Source organism: Sphingomonas caeni, assembly GCF_026013415.1.
In the GTDB taxonomy this organism is placed as follows: domain Bacteria; phylum Pseudomonadota; class Alphaproteobacteria; order Sphingomonadales; family Sphingomonadaceae; genus Sphingomonas; species Sphingomonas caeni.
Genome location: NZ_JAPDOK010000011.1, coordinates 1 through 26,328, shown reverse-complemented (window position 1 = coordinate 26,328; position 26,328 = coordinate 1). Strand labels below are relative to the sequence as shown.

Below are 26,328 nucleotides of genomic sequence, written 5' to 3'. Positions count from 1 at the left end.
GCACGATCTCATCGCGAGCGCGTAACCCCAACCGGATTCCGCGGCACTAGCCCCGGTATCGGCGCCCCAACCCAACCCATCTCGACTTGAGGGCCGCGCCCCCTATAGCTGACCCCATGGCCGATCGCACGACCTTCTGGACCGCCGCCCCGACGCGCTTCGCCGCGCTGCGCAGCGGCCGCGCGCGGCTGGGGCTGGTGCTGCTCATCGCCCTGCTCGCCGCGTGCATGCTCGCTTTGTTCGTCCCCGAGCCGCCCGCGCTGGGCGCCGCGGCGGAGGGGGCGCGGCCGCAGACTGACCTGATGCTCTACGAGACGATCGTCGCGGGGGTGCGCGGCGGCGGCAATTATTATCAGGTCGCCGCCGATGCCCTGCGCGCCGGCGGCTATCCGCTGCGGCCCTTCCTCACCTTCCGGATGCCGGGACTCGCGGTGATCCTCGCCGCTTTGCCCGAGGGCTGGCCCGCCAAGGCGCTGCTCGCTTTGGTCCTGCTCGGCATGGCGTGGAGCTGGGCCAAGCGGCTGCGCGAGGCGCTCTCGGGGCGGATCGCGCTGCTTGCGGCGGCGATCCTCGGCGCGGGCTCGATCCTCGCCTTCATCCAGGGCGACCTGATCGCATTCCACGAAATCTGGGCGGGGCCGCTGATCGCCTGGTCGCTCGCGCTCAGGCGCCCCGGCCGCTGGGTCGAGGCCGTGGCGATCGCGCTCGCGGCGATGCTGATCCGCGAGACCGCCGCGCTCTATGTCGTCCTCATGGCGATCTTCGCCTGGCTCGAGGGCGAGCGGAAGGAAGCGCTGGGCTGGGGCGTCGCGCTCGCGCTGTTCGGCGCCGCGCTCGGCGTCCATGCCTGGGCCGTCGCAGGCGTCACCGGCCCGCTCGATCCGATGTCGCCCGGCTGGGCCGGGCTCCAGGGCTTCGGCCTGTTCGTCAAATCGATGACGCTCGCGACCGGCCTCCAGCTCTTCCCGCTCGCCGCCGGTGCGCTGCTCGTCGGGCTCGCCCTGTTCGGCTGGGCGGCATGGGACGATCCGCTGGCGCTGCGCATGGTCACGATCCTCGCCGCCTATGCCGCTGCGATCGGCCTGTTCGCGCGGCTCGACACCTTCTACTGGGGCCTGATGGCCGCGCCGGTGTTCCTCGTCGGACTGGTTTTCGTCCCCGATGCCTTACGCGACCTGATCCGCCAGTCGCTCGACAAGCGCCGGATCACCGTGACAAGAGTAGCGCGATGAGCGAAGCGCCTTCCCTGCCCGCGCCGCGCCCCTTGCTCCTCGCCGTGCTGGCGGGTGGGCTCGCGGCCCATCTGCTCGGCGCGATGCTGATCGAGAGCTGGATGTCCGCGGCGAACGCGGCCACCTTGCCCCAGCCGGCCTGGACCCTTGCGGGTTATGCGTCGAGCGTCTCGATCGTCCTGACGCAACTCGCCTTTGTCGGCATCCCCTGCGTGGTCCTGTTCGCCATCGCCATGGCGATCGCCGAGCGCCGCGAGGCCAAGCCCCTTCCGGCCTGGCTGCTCGCCGGCCTCTTCGCGACCTCGCCTTTCGCCCTGGTCCTATGGATCGCAATGCACATGGGCGACTGCTTCGGCAAATGCGCGCCCGTAACGGCGGCCGCCTATCTGGTGCCGCTGCTGTGGATTTACGGCGTCGGCCTGCTGGGCGCGACGATCGCCTATGGCGTGCGCCACTGGCGGTGGCGATGACCCGGCGCATCCTCCTGATCGTCGGCGGCGGGATCGCCGCGTACAAGGCGTGCGAGCTGATCCGCCTGTGCCGCAAGGCCGGCATCGCGGTGAAATGCGTCCTCACCGGCGGCGGCAGCCATTTCGTCACCCCGATGACCCTCGCCGCGCTCTCGGAAAACCAGGTCCACACCACACTCTGGGACCTCAAGGACGAGGCCGAGATGGGGCATATCCAGCTCAGCCGCGAGGCCGACCTCGTCGTTGTCGCCCCCGCCACCGCCGATCTGCTGGCGAAAATGGCCGCAGGTATCGCCGACGATCTCGCCACCACCCTCCTGCTCGCCACCGACAAGCCCGTCCTTGCCGCCCCGGCGATGAACGTCCGCATGTGGCAGCACGCCGCCACGCGCCGCAACGTCGCCCGGCTGCGCGGCGACGGCGTCACCGTGCTCGAGCCCGACGAGGGCCCGATGGCGTGCGGCGAGTACGGCCCCGGCCGCCTCCCCGAACCCGAGGCGATCCTCGTCGCGATCGAGCGCGCGCTGGGCGGTCCCCCCGATCGCGGCCGCCTCGCTGGCAAGCACATCCTCGTCACCGCCGGCCCCACCCACGAGCCGATCGACCCGGTCCGCTACATCGCCAACCGCTCCTCGGGCCGCCAGGGCTTCGCCATCGCCGAGGCGCTCGCCGCCTTGGGTGCCCGCGTCACCCTCGTCGCCGGCCCGGTTTCGATCCCAACCCCGGCCGGGGTCATCCGAATCGATGTCGAGACCGCGCGCGAGATGGCCGAGGCGGTCGCCGCCGCGCTTCCCGCCGACGCCGCGGTGATGGTCGCCGCGGTCGCCGACTGGCGCGCCGAGGCCGCCGCCGGACAGAAGATCAAGAAGGGCGAAGGCGGTCCGCCGTCGCTCACCCTCTCCGAAAACCCCGATATCCTCGCCGCCCTCGCCGCCTCGCCCAAACGTCCCAGGCTGGTGATCGGCTTCGCGGCCGAAACCGAGCGCGTCGTCGAACACGCCACCGCCAAGCGCCAGCGCAAGAATGCCGACTGGATCGTCGCCAACGACGTTTCCGGGGACGTGATGGGGGGCGAGGCCAACACTGTCCATCTCGTCACCGCCGAGGGCGTCGAGCATTGGGAACGCCTCCCCAAGAGCGAAGTCGCCGCGCGTCTGGCTGCACGGATCGCCGATGCGCTTTAGGCCCCTCATCCTCGCGCTCGCGCTCGCCGCCTGCACCGCGACGCCGCGCCCCAATGTCTCGGGCCATGACGATCCGCCGCTCTATGCCGAAACCCATGGCCGGATCACGCAGGAGCCGCCCGCGACGCTGATCCTGGTCATCCACGACGATGGCGATCCCGGCACCCGCAGCGACGAGGCCGCCTTCGCCGATGCAGTAATCCGCGCCGTGCCGAACGCACTCGCGATGACCCTGCTCCGCCCCGGCAGCGCCGACGCGAAAGGCAACCGCTCGAGCGGCGAGCGCGGCACCGACACCGGCGACAATTTCACGCTCGACCGGCTGATCCGCTTCGGCCGCCAGATCCAGGAGATCAAGCACCGCTTCCCGCACGCGAACCTGATCCTGGTCGGCGACGGCGGCGGCGCGGCGCTGGTCGCGGACCTGGCCGGGCTCCACCCCGATCTCGCCGATGGCATCCTGCTGGTCGGCTGCCCCTGCGCGCTTCCCGAATGGCGCAAGCATATGGCGGCGAAGACCGGAAACCCGGCCTGGGCCGCTGCCGTCGCCAGCCTCGATCCGCTCAAATTCGCAGGAGGGGTCTCGACCGATCTGCACGTCGCGGTGCTGGTCGGCGGCGATGATGCGGTGACCCCCGTCGCCCTGTCGCGCGCCTATGTCGAGGCGCTCACCTTGCGCGGCATCGGCACGGATTACCGCATCGTCCCCGGCAAGGGGCACGATCTGCTCGGCGACCCCGAGACGATGTCCGCCCTCACCCGGCTCGCCGCCGGCCTTCCGGAGAAATCATGACGCCCGCCCCCATCCGTATCGCGCTCCTCCGGCTTCCGCATGGCGAGGGCCTGCCGCCCCCCGCCTATGCGACCGACGGCGCCGCAGGGATGGATGTCGTGGCCGCCGAGGCCGTCACCCTCGCCCCCGGCGCGCGCCATGCGGTGGCGACCGGCTATGCGATGGCGATCCCCGAAGGCTATGAGGTCCAGGTCCGCCCGCGCTCGGGCCTCGCGCTCAAGCATGGCGTCACCTGCCTCAACACGCCGGGCACGATCGACAGCGATTATCGCGGCGAGGTGAAGGTGATCCTCGCCAATCTCGGCGAGGCGCCCTTCGTCGTGAACCGCGGCGACCGCATCGCCCAACTCGTCCCCGCCCCGGTCCAACGCGCGACGCTCGACATGGTCGAAACGCTCGACGAAACCTCGCGCGGCAGCGGGGGTTTCGGGTCGACGGGCAGATGATCGCGATTGCCCTCCTGCTGGCGACGGCGCCCCCCCTCACGCTCCAGGTGGGCAGCATCGACTGGGCGGCGCTCCCCGCCCTGCCCTATCGCGCGCAGCCCGCCGTCACCACGAGCATGAGCCAGTTCGCCGCCCGCGAAGCCCGCGCGCGCCGCTGCCCGCTCCCCATCGCACGCGGCCCGACCCAGCGCCTGACGGTTGAACTCGCGGTGCTCGTCACCGGCGAGGGCGACGTGCGCACCGTGATCCCCCGCGCGATCCAGTGCGCCACCGTCGAGCAATATGCCGCAGGGCTCGCCGCGGGCTTCGCGCGCAACAACCTCCTTCCGCGCAGCGCCGCGGCCGATCAATGGTACAAGACCAGCCTCACCTTCAGCTGGCGCAAGTGAGCCTCTCCGACGAAGAGCTGGAGCGCTATGCCCGCCACATCGTGCTGCGCGAGATCGGCGGCGCGGGGCAGGTGCGGCTCAAGGCGGCGCGGGTGCTGGTGATCGGCGCGGGCGGGATCGGATCTCCCACGATCCAGTATCTCGTCGCGGCCGGCGTCGGGCGGATCACTGTCGTTGATGACGATCTGATCGATCTCTCGAATCTCCAGCGCCAGACGCTGTTCGCCACCGACGATATCGGAGACTTCAAGGGGCTGGTGGCGTCGGTGCGCGCCATTGCCCTGAACCCCAACGTCGACGTCTCTGCCGCGATTGAGCGTATCGACACCGCCAACGCCGACCAGGTCCGCAACTTCGACGTGGTGGTGGACGGCACGGATAATTTCGCCACGCGCCTGCTCGTCGCCGATGCGTGCCTGCGCCACCGCATCCCTCTCGTCTCCGCCGCCGTCGCCGAATTCGAAGGCCAGCTCGGCGTGTTCCGCGGCTGGGAAGCGGACAAGCCCTGCTATCGCTGCTTCGTCGGCCACGATCCCGAGCGCGAAGGCGTGAGCTGCGCCGAGCAGGGCGTGCTCGGCGCGCTCACCGGCGTGATGGGCAGCCTCGCCGCGCTCGAGGCGATCCGCGCGATCGTCCCCTTCGGCGAGGACAGCGCCGGCAAGCTGCTGCTGGTCGACGCCCTCAACCTGCGCTTCCGCACCCTCAGCCTTCCCAAGGACCCCGGATGCCCGTCATGCGCGGCCTGACGCTCCTGATCGCCACCCGCGACCCGGCGCGCCTCCGCGCCGCGCTCACGCTCGCCGCCGCCAATGCCGCGCTGGGCGGCCGCACCCGCGTCTATTTCCATGAGGAAGCGGTCCCGCTGCTCGCGAACCCCGATCCGCTGATCGCCACCGCGATCGAAACCGGCGCCACGCTGATCGCCTGCCAGACCGGCCTCGCCGCCGCAGGGCTCAGCGCGGAGGAGCTTCCGGAAGGCGTCGAAACCGGCGGCCTGATCGGCCTCCTCGCCGATCTCGGCGACGACCGGCTGGATACGGTCTAGCTTCCGTTCCCCGGCGAGCCCCTAAAGCTTCCCGATGAACGCCCGCACCGCCGGCGCGATATCCTCGCGCTCCAGCGCCACCGCGATGTTCGCCTGGATGAAACCGGCCTTGTCGCCGCAATCGTAGCGCACGCCGTTGAAGGTCACGCCGTGGAACGCCTGGCCGCCGATCATCTTGGCCATCGCGTCGGTCAGCTGGATTTCGCCGCCCGCGCCCTTTTCCTGCCCCTCGAGCACGCGCATCACCTCGGGCTGGAGGATGTAGCGGCCGATCACCGACAGGTTCGACGGCGCCGTCCCCGGCGCGGGCTTCTCGACCAGCCCCTTCACCTCGGTCAGCGCGCCTTCGGCGGCGCCCGGCGTGATGATGCCATAGCGGTGCGTCTGGTCGTCGGGCACGATCTCGGCACAGATCAGGTTGCCGCCCACCTTGTTGTACGCATCGACCATCTGCTTGAGGCAGCCCGGCCGCCCGAGCATGAAATCGTCGGCGAGCAGCACCGCGAACGGCTCGTCGCCGACAATGTCGCGCGCGCACCATACGGCATGGCCCAGCCCCATCGGCTCCTGCTGGCGGACATAGGCGACCGCACCGGGCTTGAGCCGGGTCGCATCGAGCACCTCGAGCGACTTGCCGCGCGACGACATCGTCGTCTCGAGCTCATAGGCGATGTCGAAATGATCCTCGATCGCGCTCTTGCCGCGGCCGGTGACGAAGATCATCTGCTCGATCCCGGCCTCCAGCGCCTCGTCGACGGCGTACTGGATCAGCGGGCGGTCGACGACCGGCAGCATCTCCTTGGGCATCGCCTTGGTCGCGGGCAAAAAGCGCGTTCCGAGTCCCCCGACCGGGAATACGGCCTTGCGCAGCGGCTTGATCGTCATGTGTTGCTCCCTCGCTGGGGCGCGCTGATACGGCGCGGCGTGCTGCGGCGCAACAAGCAGATGTCAGTCGAGTGGCTGCGCCGCCCGCGATCCGCGCTGAACCGGCACGATCGACATCATCGGCGGACGCGCCGGGGCGGCCTGCACAGGGGCCGGAGCCTGCACCGGCGCGGTAATGGCAGGCGCGGGCGCGGCTGGCTCCTGGACAATCGCCGCGGGCGCCACCGCGGTCGTAACCCTGCCGCTGGTGGCCCCCGGGACAAGCGGCGGGATGATCCCGGCAAGCCCGGCCACCACGCCGTTGAGCGTATAGGTCCCGCGAATTCCCATCGTGAACGCCTCGAAGGTCACGCTCGTCGAAATCGGCGCATTGGCGAGGGTTTCGGCGCTGGCCCAGGGCACGAAACCGCTGAACGCAAGCGCCGTGGCACCAGCGCCGAACAGGACTTGTCTGCGGTTCATGGGCGTGCTCCGTGCGGATTGCAGGCGAACCTGTATTGGCTCGCAGCCAATGTCAAATCGGACCCAATCCCGGCATTGCGGCAGTGTTGCGACAAAGTTGCGACAATTTGTTACACCAACGTTATCGACATCCGGATACGCCTTGCCTACGTAACTATACGTAAAGAGGGTAGCTGATGGCTGGTTTCGACATCTTGAACATCGTGGGCGACCCGTGGAACGACGCGGAGGCGGTGTTCGGCGGAATCGAGGTCGCGATCACCGATACCGCCTCGCGTGCCGATTCCAAATTCCTCGAATTCCTGCTCAACGGTGCGCCGGTCTATACGGTGCTCAAGACCGGCGAGACCTATCTCAGCAACCCGGCGGGCACCTCGCGCGGCGGCATGGCGCTTGCCGGCGCCTCGGGCGAGATGGGGCTCACCTCGCAGATCGATACCAACACGGGCGCGGGCGCGCATGTGCTCCGCTATTATTGGGAAGACGCCAATCATATCGGCAGCGACCCGGACAGCGTTGCCGTATTGCGCGGCATGGGCAACAACCGCCTCTCGATCGAGAGCAACGGCACGATGGTCCACATCGCCAATAACGGCCGCTACGAGTTCGAGACCCAGACCTACGGCACCCCCATCCAGTTCGTCGGCTATGAGGCGTCGGGCTCGTCGGGCGTGCCGATCATGTTCAACAACCACAATCAGACGGTCTATGCCGAGTCGGTGGTCCAGGTCGCGGTTGATGTATCTACCCAGATCGCGTTGCAGATCGGCCTTTGGAACAATGGCAGCTTCAGCACGACCGCCTATTTCGACGGATCGGGCGGCCTCTATGCGCGCAGCCTCTCCGCCTATGGCGCCACGGGCGTGTTCCGTGGAGTATCGACACGCGTGACCGGCGAATTGACGGCGCGCGTGTTCCAGGGGCTCGACCGCAACGATAACGGCTTTATCGGTTTCGGCACGGGCAATTCGGCGCTCGATGCCTATATCTACCGTGCCGGTCCCAATCTCTTTTCGATCGGCGGCGCTGCGGCGCCCGATCGCCCGGCGATCAAGGGCATCGGCACCGCGATCCAGGGCCGCCTCGCCGACGACAGCGATTTCTGCACGGTGCAGGGCAAGCTGACCACCGATCAGATCGCGGTTAGCGAGACGATAACCCCGGATTCGACCCTGACGCTCTATGACGCCGCCGGCACGGCTTATAAGGTTCCCTGCGTTGCCGCGTAGACACGAGAAGAAAATGTCGGAGAAGATCACCGTGGTGCTCGACGAGGCCGAATTCCGGGCGCTCGCCGGGTTGCTCGATGCCGCGGTGCGCGCTGGGGGGCTTCGCGCCGCCAAGGACGCACTCTCGATCACCGCCAAGATGGAAGCCGCCTATAACGAAGCGCATCCCGAAGCCGCCGAGACCAACGCATAGCGTTTCCGTTGCGGTAAACGGGGGCCCCGCTTAAGGCAAAGCCAAGACTGGCAGGGCGAATCCGAATCCATGTGCGGAATCAACGGCATTTTCGCCTGGCGCGACGGCGCGGTCGACCGCGGCGAACTGATCCGCACCCGCGACCGTATGGCCGCGCGCGGGCCCGACGGCACCGGCGAATGGGTCTCGGACGATGGCCGCATGGGGATGGGCCACCGCCGCCTCGCCTTTATCGACCTGTCCGACGGCGGGCTGCAGCCGATGGCGGGCGCCGCGGGCAGGCTGATGCTCGTCTTCAACGGCGAGATCTACAATTACCGTGCGCTCCGCGCCGATCTCGAGGCCCAGGGCGTCGTCTTCCGCACCCAGTCGGACAGCGAAGTCATCCTCGAACTCTATGCCCGCAAGGGCGCGGCGATGGTCAGGGACCTGCGCGGCATGTTCGCGTTCGCGATCTGGGACCGGCAAAAGCGCGAGCTTTTCCTCGCCCGCGACCCGCTCGGCATCAAGCCGCTCTACACTCATGACGATGGCCGCAGCTTCCGTTTCGCCAGCCAGGTCAAGGCGCTGGTGGCGGGCGGCGCGGTCAAGGGAGGGATCGAGCCCGCCGCGCTCACCGGCTTCTATCTCTGGGGCAGTGTCCCCGAGCCCTGGACGATCCGCGAGGGCGTGTTCGCCCTTCCCGCGGGATGTACGATGCTGGTCACCGAGGCCGGCGCGGGCGAGCCCCAGCGCTACCATTCGGTCGCCGAGATCTACGCCGCCGCCGAACGCGAACCACACAAGCTGAGCGAAGGGGAGATCGCCGCCGCGCTCGCCGACAGCGTCGCCCACCACCTCGTCTCGGACGTCCCGATCGGCTGCTTCCTCTCGGCGGGCGTCGATTCGGGCGCCTTGCTCGGGCTGATGCGCGATGCCGGGGCGAGCAACGTCCAGACGGTCACGCTCGGCTTCGAGGAATTCGCCGGCCGCCACGACGACGAAACCACCCTCGCGGCGGAGGTCGCCCGCCATTACGAGATGCCGCACCATATCCGGCTGATCTCGGAAACCGAGTTCCAGTCGGACCTCCCGAAGATCCTCGACGCGATGGACCAGCCTTCCATCGACGGGGTCAATAGCTGGTTCGTCAGCAAGGCCGCGACCGAGATCGGCTGCAAGGGCGCGGTCTCGGGGCTCGGCGGCGACGAGCTGTTCGGCGGCTATCCCTCGTTCCGCGACCTGCCGAGCTGGACCGCCAAATTCGCCCGCGCGCGCCCCATCGGCACGCTCGCAAGGCAAGTGCTCAGCGGCTTCGGCGCCGAGATGCTGGGGATCAACCCCAAGGCCGCCGGGATGCTCGAATATGGCGGCAGCTGGACCGGCGCCTATCTGCTCCGCCGCGGCCTGTTCATGCCCTGGGAGCTGACCGACCTGCTCGACCGCGACGTGCTCCAGACCGGCCTCGATCGGCTCGGCGCCGAGTTCGGCGCCGCGCGCGCCTTCGATCCGCAACCCGCCACGCCCTTCGGCAAGGTCGCGACGCTCGAAACATCGCTGTACATGCGCAACCAGCTGCTCCGGGACACCGACTGGGCGAGCATGGCGCACAGCCTCGAGGTCCGCGTGCCGCTGGTCGATGCCAAGCTTCTCGAGACGATCGCCCCCGCGATGGTCGGCCCGGGCGCGGTCACCGGCAAGGGGGCGCTCGCGCGCGCCCCGAAAAAGCCGCTCCCCGACGCGATCCTCCACCGCGCCAAGACCGGCTTCGGCACCCCCGTCGGCAACTGGGTCGAGGCGATGATCGCGGGCAGCCGCGCCCCCGGGCTCGTCGCCAATCCCAAGGCGCCCTGGGCGCGCCGCTGGGCTTTCCATATCGCCTCGCAACAGGCATGGGGCGGTTCCGCCCCCGCCGCCCGCGCGGCCGCCTGACCATCGGACCCACCTTGAGCAACTCCAAGCATCTCCTCGTCATCGAACCGGGCGGCAGCAAGCTGCGCTACTGGCGCGACGTCTGGTCGTACCGCGAGCTGCTCGCGATCCTCGCCTGGCGCGACGTCGCGGTTCGCTACAAGCAAGCGGTGCTGGGCAGCGGCTGGGCGATCATCCGCCCGCTGCTGACGATGCTGATCTTCACCTTCATCTTCGGCGTGCTGGCCAAGCTGCCGAGCGAGGGCTCGACCCCCTATCCGCTGCTCGTCCTCGCCGGCATGCTCCCCTGGCTGCTCTTCGCCGGGATCATGAACGAGGCATCGAACAGCCTGATCAACAACGCGCCCCTGGTGGGCAAGATCTACTTCCCGCGCATCATCATCCCCGTCGCGACCTGCCTGGTCGCGCTGATCGATTTCGTGATCAGCATCGCCATCTTCGTGGTGATGGCCGCCTGGTACGGCTTCCTGCCCGATTGGCGGGTGATCTTCTTCCCGGTGTTCACGCTGCTCGCGCTGTTCGTGTCGATGGGTCCGGCGCTACTGATCTCGGCGCTCAACGTGAAGTATCGCGATTTCCGCTACATCGTGCCCTTCATGATCCAGATCGGCATGTATGTGACGCCGGTCGGCTTCAGCAGCACCATCGTGCCCGAGAAATACCAGCTCGCCTTCTCGCTCAATCCGATGGTGGGGGTGATCGACGCCTTCCGCTGGAGCCTGTTGCGCGGCGCCAATCCGCTCGACTGGGTCTCGCTGTCGATCAGCATCGGCGTCGCACTGGTGATGATGCTGCTCGGGATCGCCTATTTCCGCGGCACCGAAAAGACCTTCGCGGACATCATCTGATGACCAGCGCCCCCGTCATCCACGCCGAAGGCCTCGGTAAATCCTATCGGCTACTCCACCGCGACGAGGGGATGCGCTACCAGGCGCTGCGCGACACGATCGCCCGCGCTCCCGCCGCGCTCGCCCGCAGGCTGACCGGCAAGGCCGCCGGCAATGTCGAGACCTTCTGGGCGCTCAAGGATCTCGATTTCGAGGTCCAGCAGGGCCAGGTGCTCGGCGTGCTCGGGCGCAACGGCGCAGGCAAGTCGACCCTGCTCAAGCTGCTGTCGCGCGTCACCGATCCGAGCGCAGGCCGTGCCACGATCCGCGGCCGCGTCGCCAGCCTGCTCGAGGTCGGCACCGGCTTCCACCCCGAGCTGACCGGCCGCGAGAATATCTTCCTCAACGGCGCAATCCTCGGCATGAAGCGCGAAGAAACGAAGCGCCGCTTCGACGAGATCGTCGCTTTCGCCGAGGTCGAGCGTTTCCTCGATACCCCGGTCAAGCGCTACTCGAGCGGCATGTATGTCCGCCTCGCATTCTCGGTCGCAGCGCATCTCGAGCCCGAAATCCTGATCGTCGACGAGGTGCTGGCGGTCGGCGACCGCGACTTCCAGAAGAAGTGCATCGGCCGGATGAGCGACGTCGCGGGCGAGGGCCGCACGGTGATCTTCGTCAGCCACAATATCCATGTGCTGCGCGACCTGTGCACCCACGGCCTCGTCCTCCAGAACGGCCGCAACGCCTTTTCGGGCACCATCGCCGGCGCGATCGAGCATTACACCAACGCCAGCGCCCAGGCGGGCGAGAAACTCTACCCGAACGGCAAGCTCGTGAAGCGCGTCGCGGTGCGGCAGGAGGGCGGCAATATCGTCCTCGAATGCGATTATGACGATGCGGACAAGCAGCTCGACATTCCGAGCTTCGGCTACATCATCCACGATGCCGATGGCCGCCCGATCCTCGGCCACAATCCGGTGATCGAGGGCAGCTATGCCGGGCTCGAATTCCCCCGCACCGGCACCGTCCGCGCGACGATCTCGCAGCCGCGGTTGCTCGACGGCTCGTACCTCGTCTCGATCTTCCTCGGCGACGCCTACACCACCTATTTCTCGGAGGATCATTGCGTGACCCTGGCCATCGAGGGGATGGTGAGCGCGGTCCAGCTCCCCGCGGCGCGGGTGGGGCCGGTCTATCCGCAGGTCGATTACGAATTCATCGGCGAAGGGCTCCACACCCGCCTCACCGCCGCGCGGGGGGAAGGCTGATGCAGTTCGACAAATCCGCCGATCCCTTCATCACCGGCGCCGAATTCTCGCCTTCGCTCAAGGCCAGGATCATCGGCGCGAACACCGCCGCCACCGCCCGGATCGACTATCTGGAGGAAATCGCGCGCGGCAAGAATGTGCTGCACATCGGCTTCACCGATCACCAGGAATCGATCGAGGCCAAGATCCCGATCGACCAGTGGCTCCACGCCCGCCTGATCAAGGCCGCCACCCGCGTGCTCGGGGTCGACATCAACGCCGACGCCGTCGCCTATTGCCGCGACATGCTCGGCATCTCGGACATCCATGTCCACGACATCATCGCCGACGCGGCCCTGCCCGAGATCCGGGACACGCAATGGGACATCGCAATCCTCGGCGAGATCCTCGAACATGTCCCCAACCCGGTCGCCTTCCTCGCCGCGCTGCGCGAGAAATACGGGGCGAACATCGGCCACCTCGTGGTCACCGTGCCCAACGCCTTCTTCCTCGAGAATTTCGCGATGGCGCGGAAGGATGTCGAGTTCATCAACACCGACCATCGCTACTGGTTCACCCCCTTCACCCTTGCAAAGGTCGCGCATGACGCGGGCTGGCGGCTCGACAGCTTCCACTATGTCGATTGGCCGGGGGTGCGCGGGATCAAGGGCTGGCTCCAGCGCCGCCACCCGATGCTGCGCGAGACGCTGATCGGATTGCTCGCGCCGTGACCGGCAGGGTGACCCGGCTGGTGATGTTCACCGATTGCTACCCCTATGCGCGGGCCGACGAATGGAAGCGGTTCGAGCTGGAGCTGTTCGCCGAGCGGTTCGACGAGGTCCATGTCGCCGCGCGGCTGGCGCTGTGCGACGATCCGGACCCGAACCTGCCGGTAAACGTCAACATCCTTCCCCCGATCTTCGCCCCCGGCCAGGCGCCCGGCGGCCGGCTGGGCCTTGGCGATTTCGCGAGCCTGATCACCCACCCGTCGCTCAACGACGCCGGCCTCGCTCCCGCGCGGATCAAGTATCTCGCCCGCTCGTGGCGCGATCTCAACGCGCTGATGGCGAGCGATACCTATCGCAACCATGTCGCGCCGCTGCTTCCGGGCAGCCATCTCTACTTCTTCTGGGGCCGCGGCTACGCCGACATCCTCCCCCTGCTCCCGCGCGAACAACAGGCCGCGGCGCTGGTGCGGATGCACCGCTACGACCTCTATCCCGAGACCAATGGCGGCTACATGCCCTTCCACTCGGCGATCGTCCGCGCGGCGGGCCGGATCGCCCCGGTCTCGCAGGACGGCGTCGATGATCTCGCCCGCCGCTTCCCGGCGCAGGCGCACAAGATCGCCTGCCTCCGCCTCGGCACCCTCCCGCGCCCGCCGGGCCCGCATGCCGAGGACGGCGTGCTCAAGCTCATCTCCTGCGCCCACGCCAAGCCCGTCAAGCGCCTCCACCTGATCGCCGAGGCGCTCGCCGCCGCCGCCATCCCGGTCCGCTGGACGCATATCGGCGACGGCCCCGAACTCGCGCGCCTGCGCGAGCTCGCTGCCAAGCTCCCCGCCAATGTCACGGTCGAACTCAAGGGCGCGATGCTCCCGCCCGAGGTTCCCGAACACTATCAATCAACGCCTTACGACCTGTTCCTCAACGTCAGCGAGAGCGAGGGCGTCCCCGTCGCGATCATGGAGGCGATGGCCGCGGGCGTCCCCACACTCGCCACCGATGTCGGCGGCACGCGCGAGCTTGTCACCGATGCCACGGGATGCCTGATCCCCGCCGATGCCAGCCCCGCCGCCATCTGGGCAACGATCGCCGCTTTCGCCTCGGCGGACCCTGCGATGAGGCTCGCCAAGCGCCACGCCAGCGCCGAGCTGGTCCGCACCCAATACGATATCCGCGCCAACGCCGCGAAGGTCGCCGACGCCATCGCCAGCCTGCCGGTGACGCCATGATCGTCATCGTCGATTATGACGCCGGCAATATCGGCTCGGTCGCCAACATCTGTAAAAAGGCGGGCGGCAAGGCCGAGATCTCCGCCGACCCCGAACGCATCGCCGCCGCCGCCAAGCTGATCCTCCCCGGCGTCGGCCATTTCGGCCGCGCGATGGAGCGGTTGAACGCCAGCGGCATCCGCGCCGCGCTCGACGCGGCCCACACCCGCGGCGCCCCGATCCTCGGCATCTGCCTCGGCATGCAGCTGCTGCTGAGCCACAGCGAGGAGGGCGATGCCGCCGGGCTGGGCTGGATCGCGGGCGAGGTCCGCCGCTTCGTCCTGCCCGCCCCGCTCAAGGTCCCGCACATGGGCTGGAACGACCTTCACTTCACCCGGCCGGACGTCCTCACCCAGGGCCTCGAGGACGAAGCCCGCTTCTATTTTGTCCACAGCTACTACGCTGAAGCTACTGATCGCGCGGACGTTCTCGCGCGCACCGATTATGGCGGCGAGTTCGATTCGGTGGTCCGCCGCGGCAATGTCTGGGGCATCCAGTGCCACCCCGAGAAGAGCCACAAATACGGCCTCACCTTCATCCGCAACTTCATCGAGAAGGTGCCCGGCCTGTGATCGGCAACAGCGCCCGCGTGATCCCCGCGCTTCTGTTGCGCGGCGAGGGGCTGGTGAAGACGGTCCGCTTCAAGGACGCCAAATATATCGGCGACCCGATCAACGCCGTCCGCCTGTTCAACGATCTCGAGGTCGACGAGCTGATCTTCCTCGATATCGACGCGACCCCCAGGGGCCGGGAGCCCCAGTACGAACGCATCGCCGAGATCGCCGGCGAGGCGTTCATGCCGATCTGCTATGGCGGCGGAGTGACGAGCTTCGAACAAGCCGCGCGCCTGTTCAAATCCGGCGTCGAGAAGGTCGCGCTCACCACCGCTTTGGTCGAAAAGCCCGAGCTGGTCCGCGAGATCGCCGACACGTTCGGCGAGCAGGCGGTGGTCGCCGGGATCGACGTCCGCAAGGACTGGCTCGGCAAGCCCCGCACGATGATCCGCAGCGGCAGCCGCAAGACCGCGTACGATCCGGTCGAGCTGGCCAAGCGCGCCGCCGATCTCGGCGCGGGCGAGATCCTGCTCACCTCGGTCGATCGCGAGGGCACCTACCAGGGCTACGACCTCGATCTGGTCCGCGCGGTCAGCGCCGCCGTCCCGATCCCCGTCATCGCGCATGGCGGCGCGGGCGAGCTGCCGCATATCCGCCAGGCGATCGACGCCGGCGCTTCGGCGGCCGCCGCCGGCAGCCTGTTCATCTACAAGGGACCCCACCGCGCGGTGCTGGTCAACTATCCCAAGCGTCCGCGATTGCGGGAATTGCTCGCCGCACCTACGAGCGCCTGATGGCCGGCCTCTCCTACCGCGTCTGCGCGCGCTGCGTGATGGACACCACCGATCCGGACATCGTCTTCGACGCCGACGGCGTGTGCAACCATTGCCACGAGCATCTCCGCGCGATCGCCACCGACGTGTTTCACGGGGAAGACGGCCGCAACCGGCTCGAAGCCATCGCCGAGGACATCAAGCGCCAGAACCGCGACAAGCCGTACGACTGCATCATCGGCGTCAGCGGCGGCGTCGACAGCAGCTACACCGCCTGGCTGGTCAAGGACCTCGGCCTGCGCCCGCTCGCGGTCCATCTCGACAATGGCTGGAACTCGGTGATCGCGGTCAGCAACATCGCCCACCAGATCGAGGCGCTCGATATCGACCTCTACACCCATGTCATCGACTGGGAGGAGTATAAGGACATCCAGCGCGCCTTCCTCAAGGCGTCGGTCCCCGATGTCGAGGTCCCCACCGATCACGCGATCAACGCGATCATGTTCAGCGTCGCGCAGAAGTTCGGCATCCGCACCGTGATGCGCGGCGGCAACGTCAACACCGAAAGCCACCATCCCCCGCGCTGGTCGCAGGGGCACATGGATTATGGCTATATCCACGACGTCCACGCCAAATTCGGATCGGGCAAGGTCAAGACCTTCCCCCACCTCAACTTCCTGCAATTCCTCCAGCTGTTCCGCGGCGGCTTCGTCGACACGATCGATATCCTCAACTTCGCCGATTACAGCCGCGAAAAGGCGCTCGCCCGGATCGAGAGCGATCTCGGCTGGAAGGATTATGGCGGCAAGCATCACGAGAGCGTGTTCACGCGCTGGTTCCAGGGCGTCTACCTCCCGCGCAAGTTCGATTTCGACAAGCGCAAGATGCACCTCTCCAGCCTGATCTCGACCGGCCAGATCAGCCGCGATCAGGCCCGCGCGCAGCTCCAGCAGCCGACCTATGACGAGGCGCTGCAGGAGGAGGATTGCGATTTCGTCGCCAAAAAACTGGGCTTCACCCGCGCCGAGCTCGACGCGATCATGGCCGCGCCGCCCGCCTTCTTCGACGATTTCGACAGCTGGGGGAAACGGCTCGAAGGCCCGGTCGCCCGCGCCGCCAAGAATGTCTATCGCAGCGTCAAGCGCGCGCGCGGCTGATGCGCATCGCCTATCTCACCGAATGGCCGCCCTATGCCGAAAGCGGCGTGTTGCGGAAGATGGTCGGCCAGATCGCAGCGTGGCGCGCGGCGGGCCACGATGCGGAGATCTTCACCGTCGTCCCGCCCCGCGACGCCCCCACTGCGCCGGGCTTCGCCGAGCACGGCCGGGTGATCGGCAGCTTCACCCAGGCGCAGCTCGACCGTTATCCCAAAGCCCGGCTCGGCTTCCTCAACAAGATCGTCAGCGTGCCGAAACTCCGCGCGGCGCTGAAGGCGTTCGCGCCCGACATCGTCTATTACCGCCAGAACGGCCCCTGGTATCCGGGGCTCGGCTCCATCCTGCGTGCCTGGCCCTCGGTCGCCGAGATCAACACGTATGAGGGCGCCGAGAATGCACTGTGGGGCGGCACCTTCCGCCGCTTCCAGGAAGCGACCCGCCGCCGCGTGCTCGGCTCGGTCGGCGGCTTCGTCTGCATGACGCAGGAGATCGCCGACCACGAGGCCTGGGCGAAAAAGCCCGCCGCGATCATCGGCAACCCGCTCTGGGCCGATCCGCTCGACCCCGTCCCCACCGGCAATAGCGAGCCCGAATTCGTCTTCACCGGATCGCCGATGACCCTGGGGACCGACGCCAATTGGCACGGCGTCGACAAACTCTTTCCGCTGGCGGCGGCAATGCCGAAGAGCCGCTTCAACATCGCGGGCATGGAGGCGAAGGACTTTCCCGGCGCCCCCGCCAACATGGCCTTCCACGGCATGCTCGATGCGGCGGCCCTTTCGACGCTCTACGCCCGCTGCGACATCGGCTTCGGCACGCTCGCGCTCCACCGCAAGACAATGGAAGAGGCCTGCCCGCTCAAGGTCCGCGACTATCTGATGCACCGGCTCGCGGTGGTGATCGGCTATCGCGAGGCGCAGGCCGAGCTCAACACCGCGCCCTATGTCCTCCCGATCGGCAACGCCGAGGACAATGTCGCCGCCAATATCGGCCGCATCATCGCCTTCGCGCGGGAGTGGACCAACCGGCGCGTGATCGACGACCTGACCTTCCTCACCGGCACGGCGATCGAGGCCCATCGCCTCGAATTCCTCGCGAGCGTTGCCGCCCGCCACGGTCTGCACTCGACTGGCGTTGCAGGGGGCGGTTAATCGAGGCCGGCCCCAAGCCCTTGCAATGTAGGATTTCGCCTGCTTGGCTCGCGCGGCCGGTCGCCCCGGCCGCTCTTTGACCCTGTCGGTCCGCACCTGCCGAACCTGGAGTTCCCCCCGGGAAACCGCGCGGTGGGAAACATGCGCGATCAGTGTAAAGTTAGTGTCAACTTTCACATACTGGGACGTGTACTGACAAGGCTGGGGCCCCGCCTTCGCAGGGGCGCAACTAGGTCAAAGCTTCCCGATAAATCTCCGCCAGCCGCTCCCCATGCGCGGCAGGATCATGCTGCGCCCGAATCCGCGCCAATGACGCCGCACCTTTTGCCGCAATCACCCCCGGATCGGTCAGAATCGCCCGCAGCTTCGCCTCGATGCCCGCCTCGAGCAGCTCCGCGAACACCGCCCGCTCCGCCGCCGTCCCGATCACCCCATTGCCGTTCGCCAGTTTCGGCACCGCGATTACCCAGCCGGCCGCGTCGTCATTGATCTCGGTCAGCGCGCGGATGTCGGTGGTGAGCACGGGGCACCCCGCCGCCTGCGCCTCAAGCACCGAATAGCCATAGGTCTCCGCCCAGGTCGGCAGCAGTGCGACATGGCTGCGGCGGAACAGGTCGAGCACCGCATCATTGGACAAGCGCGCGATACGCTCGATCGCGCCGGGCCATTTCGCGATCACCCGCCTCGCCTCGGCCAGATCCTCTGCCGTCGCATGCGTCGCATAGTCCCCGATCGCCATGGTCGAGACGATCGTCAGGTGCAGCGGTGCGCCCTCTGCCAGCAAGCGATCGACCGCGCGCAGCACCTCGCGCCCCCCCTTGCGGAAAAAATCGGCCCCGACAATCGCCAGCCGGATCGTCGCTTCCGCCGCCGCAGGCGCATCCGCCAGCAACCGCTGCGGCGGATGGAGCACCGTCACCTTCGCCCGGATCGCCTCGGCCATATCGGGCGTGTCGGCGAGAAACCCCCGCTGAAAATCCGCCGCACATTGCGAAAGCGCGATCAGCCGCCGGCAAGGCTTCCCCGCAAGCAGCCTGAGCCCCGGCCGCACCGCCCAGCCGCGTGTCTCGGTCCAGCGCGGCAGGATGGTTTCGAACGTCGTCACCCACGGCGTCCGGCCCAGGCTCATCGTGTTGAAGAAATGGAGCAGATCGACCCCGCCCCCGCCCCAATGCAGGTTCCCCAGCAGCGGATCGACATGTCCGAACGCCTTGAACAGCGCGTAATCGGGATAGCGAAACACATTCCCCGCGCGCACCAGCTCGACGCCCGGCGTCTGCGCCTCGACGAAGTTGCGCGCCGCGGCATAGTGGCGCTGGGTATAGCCGACCCGGATCATGGCGCGGCAGATAGCGGGGCCATGCGGGCCGCGCATAGTCCTTTCTCCACGGACACTTCCTGACTATAGCGCCCCTGCCGGGCCGTTCGCGCCGCGGGGCCAGCCAGAGGATCACATGCAGCGAGTTCTTGTTACCGGCGGTGCGGGGTTCATCGGGTCGCATGTCGTGGACGAGCTGATGGCGCGCGGTGACGAGGTTCATGTCATCGACAATTTCTTCAACGGGCGGCGCGAGCATCTGCCCGGCCTGCCCGTGAAGCAGGTTCATGAGGGCGACCTGCGCGACGCGGCTTGGATGGCGAAGACCGTCGCCGGGCTCGCGCCCGAGCGGGTCTTCCACCTCGCCGCGATCCACTTCATCCCCTATTGCAACGAGCACCCGACCGAATCGGTGATGATCAACATCCAGGGCACGCAGAACCTGCTCGATGCGCTGGCCGGCACGCCCGCGGAACGCCTGTTCTTCGCCTCGACCGCGGCGGTCTATCCCCCCAAGGAAGGCGAGCATCTCGAGACCGACCCGATCGACCCGATGGACGTCTATGGCGCCACCAAGGCCGCGGGCGAGGCGCTGGTGCGCGGCTGGGGCGCCGCGCACCGCAAGGCGGTCGCGGTCGGCCGCCTGTTCAACGCGGTCGGCCACCGCGAGACCAACCCGCATCTGCTGCCCGACATCATGGTCCAGCTGATCGCGGGCAAGCGCACGATCGCGCTCGGCAATCTCGATCCGCGCCGCGACTATATCGACGCGCGCGACATGGCCCGCGCGATCCTCGCCGCGAGCGACCATGTCGCAACCGGCTCCGACGTGTTCAACATCGGCGCGAACCGGCAGTACAGCGTCGTGGACGTGGTCGACATGTTCTCGGCCGCGCTCGGCGAGAAGATCGAGATCGTCCAGGACCAGGCCCGTGTCCGCAAGGTCGAGCGCCCCAGCCTGCTCGCGGGCATCGCCAAGCTCAACCATGCGACCGGCTGGAAGCCCGAAATCCCCCTCGAACGCACCCTTGCCGAGCTGGTGGCCTGACTCCGGCGATGCGCGTCGCGATCATCAATCACGGCATCTTTCCGTTCCTGATGGGCGGGATGGAGCGCCATACCCATTTCCTGGCGACGCACATGGCGGCCCTGGGAGCGGAGGTTGAGGTGGTGATCCCCGCGCTGGAGCCCGATCAGGCGGCGGCCTTCGCCGCGGCGGGCAACCCGTACAAACTCACCCAATTCCCCTGGCCGCAATCGCGCCTCTGGCTGCGCGCCAACTATCTTTTCTCGAAGCTCGCCGCGCCGCATCTCGCTGCGGGGAACTTCGACGCGGTCTATTGCCAGGGCTTCAACGGCTGGGCCTATCTGGCCGGCAAGGGTCCCAAGGCGCTCACGCTCTACAATCCCCACGGGCTGGAGATGTTCAAGACCGTCGGCCTCACCCAGACGCTCAAGTCGCTCCCGATGCGCTGGGCCGGGCGCAAACAGGCGCGGCTGGCGGACCGCACCGTCTCGCTGGGCGGGGGCATGACCCAAGAGGTGCGCGATTTCCTCGGCGTCCCCGACGACAAGGTCGATGTCCTGCCCAACGCGGTCGACCTCGACTACATCGACAGCTTTCCCGCCGGCACCAGACCCGAACCCGGCCCGGCCCGCTTCGTCTTTGTCGGGCGGCTCGAACACAACAAGGGCGTCGCCTATCTCTGCGAGGCGTTCGCCGGGATCGAGGGCGCGCACCTCACCATCGTCGGTTCGGGGCCCCTCGGCGACGATCTCAAGGCGCGCTTCGCCGGCCCGAGCATCGAATTCGCCGGCCGCCTCGACGATGCCGAGCTGTTCGCGCGCTACCACGCCAGCGACGGCTTCATCTTTGCCAGCCTCTATGAAGGCATGCCGACGGTGATCCTCGAGGCGATGGCCTGTCGCCTGCCGGTGATCGCGACCGATATCGGCGCGGTGACGACGATGGTCGGCAAGGATAATGGTTTCGTCGTTGCCCCGGGATCGAGCGAAGCGCTCGCGCAGGCGATCCGCGCCTTCCTCGCGCTCCCCACCGATGCCCGGGAAGGCATGGGCGAAGTCTCGCGCCGCCGCGTCGAGGCGCGCTTCACCTGGCAGCAGGTCGCTCGCGCCACGCTCGACACGATCGAGCGCCGGCTTAGGGTGCGCGCATGACGGGCAAGCGCCTCTACTATCTCGACGATATCCCCACGCCCTATCGGCTGGGCGTCCAGAAGCGCGTCGCCGACGAATGGCCCGGCGCATTCCGCCTCGCCTATTGCGCACGAAGCGAACCCGGGCGCGACTGGACGCTCGATTTCGGCGATTTGAAGCCCGATATCCTCGAAGGCCATCAGTGGCGCCCCGCCGGACAGGTCAATCCCTTCTCGATCAAATGGAACCCCGGCGTCGGCAATGCGCTCGCGGCATTCAAGCCCGACGTCGTGATCCTTTCCGGCTATGTCCATCCGACGATGTGGGCGGCGGCGCGCTGGTGCCGCCGCAACGGCGTCCCCTACGGCATCAGCTGCGAGACCAGCGCGCGCAGCTCCTCGACCAGCGGCTGGCGCTGGTTCGTCAAGCGCGTGGTGGCGGGCTGGATGGTGCGCGGCATGGCGTTCGGCCTTCCGGTCGGGCGTGAGGCGGGCGATTATCTCGCGCGTTTCGGCCCGAGCAACGCGCCGATGCATTTCTTCCCGAACACCCCCGACACCAGCACGATCGTCGCCGAGGCAAAGCGCCTGGCCGAGGTCGGCGGCGAGGGACCGCTCCGCGCCGAACTCGGCATCCCCTCGAACGCGCCGATCCTGCTCTTCGTCGGCCGGCTGATCGACGCCAAGCGCCCGCTCGATGCGATCAAGGCCTTCCGCCGGGCGAGGAGCGCCGAGGATGCGGTGCTCGTCATCGTCGGCGATGGCGACCAGATGGGCGTGCTGCGCGAGGCCTCGGCGGGCGATCCGCGCGTGATCTTTACCGGCTGGCTCAAGGATCCGGCGTTGATCGCCGGGCTGATGTCGATCGCCACCGCGATGATCCTGCCCTCGTCGCACGAGCCCTGGGGCGCGGTGGTGAACGAGGCGATGGCGGCGGGCACGCCGGTCATCTCCTCCGACCGTGTCGGCGCGGCGACCGAGCTCGTCCAGGATGGCGAGAATGGCTATCTCGTGCCCGTAGGCGAGATCGGCGGCTATGCCCAGGCGATCGAGAAACTGCTCGCCGATCCCGCGCTCGCCGCCGGCCTCGGCGCCGCCGCGCGCGCGACCGCGATCGCCCAGGGCGAGGAATTCGCCGCGAACAACTTGATTTCGGGCGCATTGGCGGCGACGAAGCAGCGGACCGAGGAAAGCTTGAATGGCTGACGCCGCCACCAATCGTTTCGTTCAATATGGCTGCGGGCTTTCGGCGCCCGCCGGCTGGCGCAACTTCGACGCCTCGCCGACGCTGCGCGCCAAAAGGCTGCCGCTGCTCGGGCTGCTGCTGCGCCGGGTGGGCGCGCCCTTTCCGGAGAATGCCGAGTTCGGCGATGTCACCCGCCGCCTGCCGGTCGCGGACAATGCCGCGGAGCTGGTCTATTGCTCGCATGTGCTCGAGCATCTCCCGCTCGACGGCTTCCGCGCCGCGCTCGCCGAGACCTTCCGCATCCTCCAGCCCGGCGGCATCTTCCGGCTGGTCGTCCCCGATCTCGAGGTGCTGATCGATCAGTACAAGGCGAGCAACGACGACGATGCCGCGGTCAAGTTCGTCCGCGATACGATCATGGGCCAGGAAACCCGCCCGCGCGGACTCGGCGCCTCGATCCGCGACATGCTGGGCAACGCGCAGCATCGCTGGATGTGGGATTACAGGTCGCTCGCGAGCGAACTGGCCGCCACGGGTTTCATCGCGATCCGGCGCGCGCAGTTCGGCGACAACGCCAACCCCGCCCTCTCCGCCATCGAGGATGAGAGCCGCTGGATCGACTGTCTCGGAATCGAGTGCCGCAAGCCGTGAGCAACAAGCTGTTCCCCACCTTGCTCGGTCTCGATCAGGCCGTGCAGCGGTCCCCGCGGATGCCGCCGCGTTTCCTGGCGGTGTTGGTGTTGACGCTGATCGCCTTCTATCTCGCCAACGCCTTCTCGTCGCCGCTCACCGCGCTGCTGATCCAGGCCAAGTGGGTGCCGCTCATCCTGCTGCTGATGACCTCGGCCTATATCCTCGCGGCGCGCCCCTCTCCGACGCTTCCGGTGGCTGTGATGCTGCCGATGTCGGCACTGTTCGTCGTCGGGGTGATGACCATCTGGAGCAGCGTCGATCGCGGCTTCAGCCTGCTTTCGCTCATCACCGTCGGTGGCACGATCCTTGTCGGCTATGTCGTCTCGGCGCTGGTCGTCGCGACCGATTCGCGCCGCGCCTATTTCGAGCTGCTGGCGACCTTCGGGCGGGTCATGATCGTCATCACCGTGCTCTTCGTCCTCGCCGGATTGAACCTCGGGCGCGGAGCGGGCCTGACCGCCTGGACCGACAATCCCAACACGCTCGGCATGATCCTGGCGCCGTCGCTGGTGATCTTCCTCGCCGGTTGCATCGAGCGGCGGCCAGGCTGGGTGGTCTGGCACGCGGCCTTCTTCATTGTCGGCTTCTTCCTCGTCTGGGCGACCAATTCGCGCGCCGCGGTGATCTGGATCGGCCTGTCGATGGGCGCCTTCTGGATGTACCGGCGCGGGCCCGGATTCACCGTGCTGCTGGCGATGGTGGGGCTGATCATCCTGATCGGCTGGTGGTATCCGATCAAGATCTACATGATCCAGACCCTGGGCCTCAACTGGTCGATCCGCGACGTCGGCATCAGCCCCTTGAGCGGCCGCGAAGAGGTCTGGCGGATCGGCTGGGACCTGTTCCAGAAACGGCCCGTGACCGGCTATGGGCTGGGCACCTCGCAGGATCTGATTAGGGCGGAGGCCTATAAGTTCGTGCGGCACCAGGGGCTGCACTTCCACTCCTCCTACATCATGGCGATGGTCGAGCTCGGCATCTTCGGGCTGATCAGCCTCCTCACCGCCATCGGCTTCACGCTCATCCGCGCGATCGCCCATTCGGGCCGCGCCCGCGTGCTCCCGCGCGAGAGCTGGCCGCTCGCCGCCCTGCCCTTCGCGCTGGTGGTCGGTGCGCTCGGCCATGCCGTATTCGAATCCTGGCTGCTGGCGGCCGGCAATGCGAACATGCTGCTGTTCTGGACCTGGGTGTGGATGATCCACCATCAGACCCAGGTGAAGATCCGCGCGGTGATCCGCCGCGAGGTCCCGCCGATGCCGTACCCCGCCGGCGCCGCGCTGCCGGCGCGATGAGGCTGTTCCTCGCGGGCGCGAGCTTCGATCCGGATACCGGAGGTCCCGCTTATTCGGTTCCTGCACTCGGCGCGGCGCTGGCCCGGCGCGGGATCGCGGTCGGCCTCTGGTCGCCCGACGGCACCGCCACCGCCTCGCCCACCGTCCCCGCCGAGCCCGGCCTGACCCCGCTTTCCGGCACGCTGGGCGAGGCGCTGGACCGGTTCGGCACGCCCGACATCATTCACGACAACGGCATCTGGCTCCCCCACAACCACGCCATCGCCGGCGTTGCCCGCAGGCGCCGCATCCCGCGCGCGGTGAGCCTCAGGGGCATGCTCGAACCCTGGGCGATCAACCATCGCCGCCTCAAGAAGCGCATCGCCTGGGCGCTCTACCAGCGCCGCGATCTCGCCACCGCCGATCTGCTCCACGCCACTGCCGAGGCGGAAGAGACCAACGCCCGCGCGCTCGGCCTCAAGGGCAATTTCGCCGTGGTCGCCAACGGCGTCTCGCTCCCCGATCACGCCGCGACGGACCGCGTCGCTCCCACCCCGCGCGGACTGCGCACCGCGTTGTTCGTCAGCCGCATCCACCCGAAAAAGGGCCTGCCGATGCTGGTCCGCGCCTGGGGCCGCCTTGGCCCCCGGGGCTGGCAGCTCGTCATTGCGGGCCCCGACGAGGACGGCCACGCCGCCGAGATCGCCGCGCTGATCGCCGAACTGGGCCTCGGCGCCGAGGTCCATCTGCGCGGCCCCGTCTATGGGGCCGAAAAGGACGCGCTGTTCCAGACCGCGGACCTGTTCGTCCTCCCCACCCATAGCGAGAATTTCGGCGTGGCGGTGGCGGAAGCGCTCGCCTATGAGGTCCCGGTGCTCACCACGCGGGGCGCGCCCTGGGAGCTGCTGGTTACGCAGGATTGCGGCTGGTGGGTCGATCCGGAGGAGGATGCGATCCTCGAAGGGCTCCGCGCCGCGATCGCCTGTCCGGTCGCGACGCGGCGCGCGATGGGCGAAAGGGGCGCCGCCATGGTGGCGGAGCGGTTCGAATGGGGCGGTATCGCAATGCAGTTTCACCGCCATTACGACGCGCTGCTGGCGCCCTGACGCGTGGCCGACCCCGTCCCCGATCTCGGCGCCTATCGCCCGCCCGCGGATTTCACGCGCGGCCGTCCGGCGCTGGTCGAACTGCTGTGGATTCTCGTCGAGGCGATCTTCGTCTCCTCATTCCTGCCCGGCAGCTGGCACCGCCGCGCGCTGCTTTCGCTGTTCGGCGCGAAGATCGGCGCGAAGGTCGTCCTCAAGCCCGGCGTTCGCGTCAAATTCCCGTGGCGGCTGGCGATCGGCGACAATAGCTGGATCGGCGAGCGGGCGTGGATCGACAATCTCGCCCCCGTGACCATCGGCGCCGACTGCTGCGTGTCGCAGGGCGCCTATCTGTGCACCGGCAGCCATGACTGGTCCGCCCGGGGCTTCGACCTGATCACGCGCCCCATCACGCTCGAGCCCGGCGCCTGGGTCGCGGCCAGGGCGGTGGTCGGCCCGGGCGTCACCATCGGCCGCGGTGCCGTTCTCGGACTCGGCAGCGTCGCGACGCGCGACCTCGACGCATGGACCGTCTATGCGGGGGCCCCCGCCCTCCCCATCAAGCAGCGCGCGATCGCGCCATGACGCAAGGAACCCCTGCCCCGATGCTCGACCGGCTTCTCGAGAAGGTGGACCAGCGCGACTTCACCATCGGCATCATCGGCCTCGGCTATGTCG

29 protein-coding genes are annotated in these 26,328 nt (G+C 68.1%); 26 read left to right on the top strand and 3 right to left on the bottom strand.

Annotation, left to right across the window (positions count from 1 at the left end; translation table 11 throughout):
• Positions 1–116: 116 nt before the first annotated feature.
• The 8 genes from OF829_RS19195 to OF829_RS19160 are packed head-to-tail and all read left to right on the top strand — an operon-like array spanning position 117 to position 5,559.
• Positions 117–1,232 (top strand): hypothetical protein, encoded by a 1,116-nt coding sequence (locus OF829_RS19195; RefSeq protein WP_264941807.1) that lies wholly within the window; start codon positions 117–119, stop codon positions 1,230–1,232.
• Positions 1,229–1,702: a hypothetical protein gene (locus OF829_RS19190; RefSeq protein WP_264941806.1), complete on the top strand. Its 474-nt coding sequence runs from the start codon at positions 1,229–1,231 to the stop codon at positions 1,700–1,702. Before OF829_RS19195 ends, OF829_RS19190 begins: the two co-directional genes overlap by 4 nt.
• On the top strand, positions 1,699–2,886 hold the full coding sequence (gene coaBC / locus OF829_RS19185; protein ID WP_264941805.1) for a bifunctional phosphopantothenoylcysteine decarboxylase/phosphopantothenate--cysteine ligase CoaBC: 1,188 nt from the start codon (positions 1,699–1,701) through the stop codon (positions 2,884–2,886). Before OF829_RS19190 ends, coaBC begins: the two co-directional genes overlap by 4 nt.
• Positions 2,876–3,679 carry an alpha/beta hydrolase gene (locus tag OF829_RS19180; protein ID WP_264941804.1) on the top strand — a complete coding sequence of 268 codons (804 nt, stop codon included), beginning with the start codon at positions 2,876–2,878 and terminating at the stop codon, positions 3,677–3,679. The genes coaBC and OF829_RS19180 overlap by 11 nt, the downstream gene beginning before the upstream one ends.
• A complete protein-coding gene (gene dut, locus OF829_RS19175; RefSeq protein ID WP_264941803.1) occupies positions 3,676–4,125 on the top strand; it encodes a dUTP diphosphatase in 450 nt (149 codons plus the stop codon). Before OF829_RS19180 ends, dut begins: the two co-directional genes overlap by 4 nt.
• Positions 4,122–4,514: a hypothetical protein gene (locus OF829_RS19170; RefSeq protein ID WP_264941802.1), complete on the top strand. Its 393-nt coding sequence runs from the start codon at positions 4,122–4,124 to the stop codon at positions 4,512–4,514. Before dut ends, OF829_RS19170 begins: the two co-directional genes overlap by 4 nt.
• Positions 4,511–5,260, top strand: coding sequence for a HesA/MoeB/ThiF family protein (locus tag OF829_RS19165; protein WP_264941801.1), 750 nt, complete (start codon positions 4,511–4,513; stop codon positions 5,258–5,260). Before OF829_RS19170 ends, OF829_RS19165 begins: the two co-directional genes overlap by 4 nt.
• Positions 5,239–5,559, top strand: a complete 321-nt coding sequence (locus OF829_RS19160) for a DsrE family protein (RefSeq protein WP_319951566.1) — start codon at positions 5,239–5,241, stop codon at positions 5,557–5,559. Before OF829_RS19165 ends, OF829_RS19160 begins: the two co-directional genes overlap by 22 nt.
• Before the next feature lie 21 nt (positions 5,560–5,580).
• On the opposite strand, the gene galU is transcribed toward OF829_RS19160, so the two are convergent.
• Both galU and OF829_RS19150 read right to left on the bottom strand, forming a co-directional pair.
• Positions 5,581–6,444: a UTP--glucose-1-phosphate uridylyltransferase GalU gene (gene galU, locus OF829_RS19155; protein WP_264941800.1), complete on the bottom strand. Its 864-nt coding sequence runs from the start codon at positions 6,442–6,444 to the stop codon at positions 5,581–5,583.
• A gap of 63 nt (positions 6,445–6,507) precedes the next feature.
• Positions 6,508–6,906: a hypothetical protein gene (locus OF829_RS19150; protein WP_264941799.1), complete on the bottom strand. Its 399-nt coding sequence runs from the start codon at positions 6,904–6,906 to the stop codon at positions 6,508–6,510.
• A gap of 176 nt (positions 6,907–7,082) precedes the next feature.
• Here OF829_RS19150 and OF829_RS19145 point away from each other — a divergent pair, with 176 nt between their 5' ends.
• The 11 genes from OF829_RS19145 (at position 7,083) to OF829_RS19095 (ending at position 17,941) form a co-directional block, all read left to right on the top strand.
• Positions 7,083–8,135: a hypothetical protein gene (locus OF829_RS19145; protein ID WP_264941798.1), complete on the top strand. Its 1,053-nt coding sequence runs from the start codon at positions 7,083–7,085 to the stop codon at positions 8,133–8,135.
• 13 nt (positions 8,136–8,148) lie between these two features.
• On the top strand, positions 8,149–8,328 hold the full coding sequence (locus OF829_RS19140) for a hypothetical protein (protein ID WP_264941797.1): 180 nt from the start codon (positions 8,149–8,151) through the stop codon (positions 8,326–8,328).
• A 69-nt stretch (positions 8,329–8,397) separates the two neighbouring features.
• On the top strand, positions 8,398–10,239 hold the full coding sequence (asnB, locus tag OF829_RS19135; RefSeq protein WP_264941795.1) for an asparagine synthase (glutamine-hydrolyzing): 1,842 nt from the start codon (positions 8,398–8,400) through the stop codon (positions 10,237–10,239).
• Positions 10,200–11,087: an ABC transporter permease gene (locus tag OF829_RS19130; protein ID WP_264941794.1), complete on the top strand. Its 888-nt coding sequence runs from the start codon at positions 10,200–10,202 to the stop codon at positions 11,085–11,087. The genes asnB and OF829_RS19130 overlap by 40 nt, the downstream gene beginning before the upstream one ends.
• Positions 11,087–12,334 carry an ABC transporter ATP-binding protein gene (locus OF829_RS19125; RefSeq protein ID WP_264941793.1) on the top strand — a complete coding sequence of 416 codons (1,248 nt, stop codon included), beginning with the start codon at positions 11,087–11,089 and terminating at the stop codon, positions 12,332–12,334. The genes OF829_RS19130 and OF829_RS19125 overlap by 1 nt, the downstream gene beginning before the upstream one ends.
• Entirely contained in the window at positions 12,334–13,044 is a 711-nt protein-coding gene (locus OF829_RS19120; protein WP_264941792.1) for a class I SAM-dependent methyltransferase, read from the top strand. Before OF829_RS19125 ends, OF829_RS19120 begins: the two co-directional genes overlap by 1 nt.
• Positions 13,041–14,267, top strand: coding sequence for a glycosyltransferase (locus OF829_RS19115; protein WP_264941791.1), 1,227 nt, complete (start codon positions 13,041–13,043; stop codon positions 14,265–14,267). The genes OF829_RS19120 and OF829_RS19115 overlap by 4 nt, the downstream gene beginning before the upstream one ends.
• The gene (gene hisH / locus OF829_RS19110; RefSeq protein ID WP_264941790.1) at positions 14,264–14,878 is read left to right on the top strand and encodes an imidazole glycerol phosphate synthase subunit HisH; all 615 of its coding nucleotides are present in this window, start codon (positions 14,264–14,266) and stop codon (positions 14,876–14,878) included. Before OF829_RS19115 ends, hisH begins: the two co-directional genes overlap by 4 nt.
• Entirely contained in the window at positions 14,875–15,654 is a 780-nt protein-coding gene (locus OF829_RS19105; RefSeq protein ID WP_264941789.1) for an AglZ/HisF2 family acetamidino modification protein, read from the top strand. The genes hisH and OF829_RS19105 overlap by 4 nt, the downstream gene beginning before the upstream one ends.
• Entirely contained in the window at positions 15,654–16,790 is a 1,137-nt protein-coding gene (locus OF829_RS19100) for an N-acetyl sugar amidotransferase (protein WP_264941788.1), read from the top strand. The genes OF829_RS19105 and OF829_RS19100 overlap by 1 nt, the downstream gene beginning before the upstream one ends.
• Positions 16,790–17,941, top strand: coding sequence for a glycosyltransferase (locus OF829_RS19095; protein WP_264941787.1), 1,152 nt, complete (start codon positions 16,790–16,792; stop codon positions 17,939–17,941). Before OF829_RS19100 ends, OF829_RS19095 begins: the two co-directional genes overlap by 1 nt.
• A gap of 229 nt (positions 17,942–18,170) precedes the next feature.
• Here OF829_RS19095 and OF829_RS19090 read toward each other — a convergent pair whose 3' ends face one another.
• Positions 18,171–19,280 carry a glycosyltransferase family 4 protein gene (locus OF829_RS19090; protein WP_264941786.1) on the bottom strand — a complete coding sequence of 370 codons (1,110 nt, stop codon included), beginning with the start codon at positions 19,278–19,280 and terminating at the stop codon, positions 18,171–18,173.
• Positions 19,281–19,395: 115 nt separating this feature from the next.
• On the opposite strand from OF829_RS19090, the gene OF829_RS19085 reads away from it, so the two are divergent.
• Genes OF829_RS19085 through OF829_RS19055 form a run of 7 tightly spaced genes read left to right on the top strand, consistent with a single transcriptional unit; the run spans position 19,396 to position 26,235 of the window.
• Positions 19,396–20,307 carry an NAD-dependent epimerase/dehydratase family protein gene (locus tag OF829_RS19085; RefSeq protein WP_264941785.1) on the top strand — a complete coding sequence of 304 codons (912 nt, stop codon included), beginning with the start codon at positions 19,396–19,398 and terminating at the stop codon, positions 20,305–20,307.
• 8 nt (positions 20,308–20,315) lie between these two features.
• Positions 20,316–21,437: a glycosyltransferase family 4 protein gene (locus OF829_RS19080; RefSeq protein ID WP_264941784.1), complete on the top strand. Its 1,122-nt coding sequence runs from the start codon at positions 20,316–20,318 to the stop codon at positions 21,435–21,437.
• Positions 21,434–22,621 (top strand): glycosyltransferase family 4 protein, encoded by a 1,188-nt coding sequence (locus tag OF829_RS19075; RefSeq protein ID WP_264941783.1) that lies wholly within the window; start codon positions 21,434–21,436, stop codon positions 22,619–22,621. The genes OF829_RS19080 and OF829_RS19075 overlap by 4 nt, the downstream gene beginning before the upstream one ends.
• The gene (locus OF829_RS19070) at positions 22,614–23,252 is read left to right on the top strand and encodes a class I SAM-dependent methyltransferase (protein ID WP_264941782.1); all 639 of its coding nucleotides are present in this window, start codon (positions 22,614–22,616) and stop codon (positions 23,250–23,252) included. Before OF829_RS19075 ends, OF829_RS19070 begins: the two co-directional genes overlap by 8 nt.
• Positions 23,249–24,586 (top strand): O-antigen ligase family protein, encoded by a 1,338-nt coding sequence (locus OF829_RS19065; protein WP_264941781.1) that lies wholly within the window; start codon positions 23,249–23,251, stop codon positions 24,584–24,586. Before OF829_RS19070 ends, OF829_RS19065 begins: the two co-directional genes overlap by 4 nt.
• Complete coding sequence (locus OF829_RS19060; protein WP_264941780.1) at positions 24,583–25,671, top strand: glycosyltransferase; 1,089 nt, start codon at positions 24,583–24,585, stop codon at positions 25,669–25,671. Before OF829_RS19065 ends, OF829_RS19060 begins: the two co-directional genes overlap by 4 nt.
• A gap of 3 nt (positions 25,672–25,674) precedes the next feature.
• Entirely contained in the window at positions 25,675–26,235 is a 561-nt protein-coding gene (locus tag OF829_RS19055) for a WcaF family extracellular polysaccharide biosynthesis acetyltransferase (protein WP_264941779.1), read from the top strand.
• Positions 26,236–26,328 lie beyond the last annotated feature (93 nt).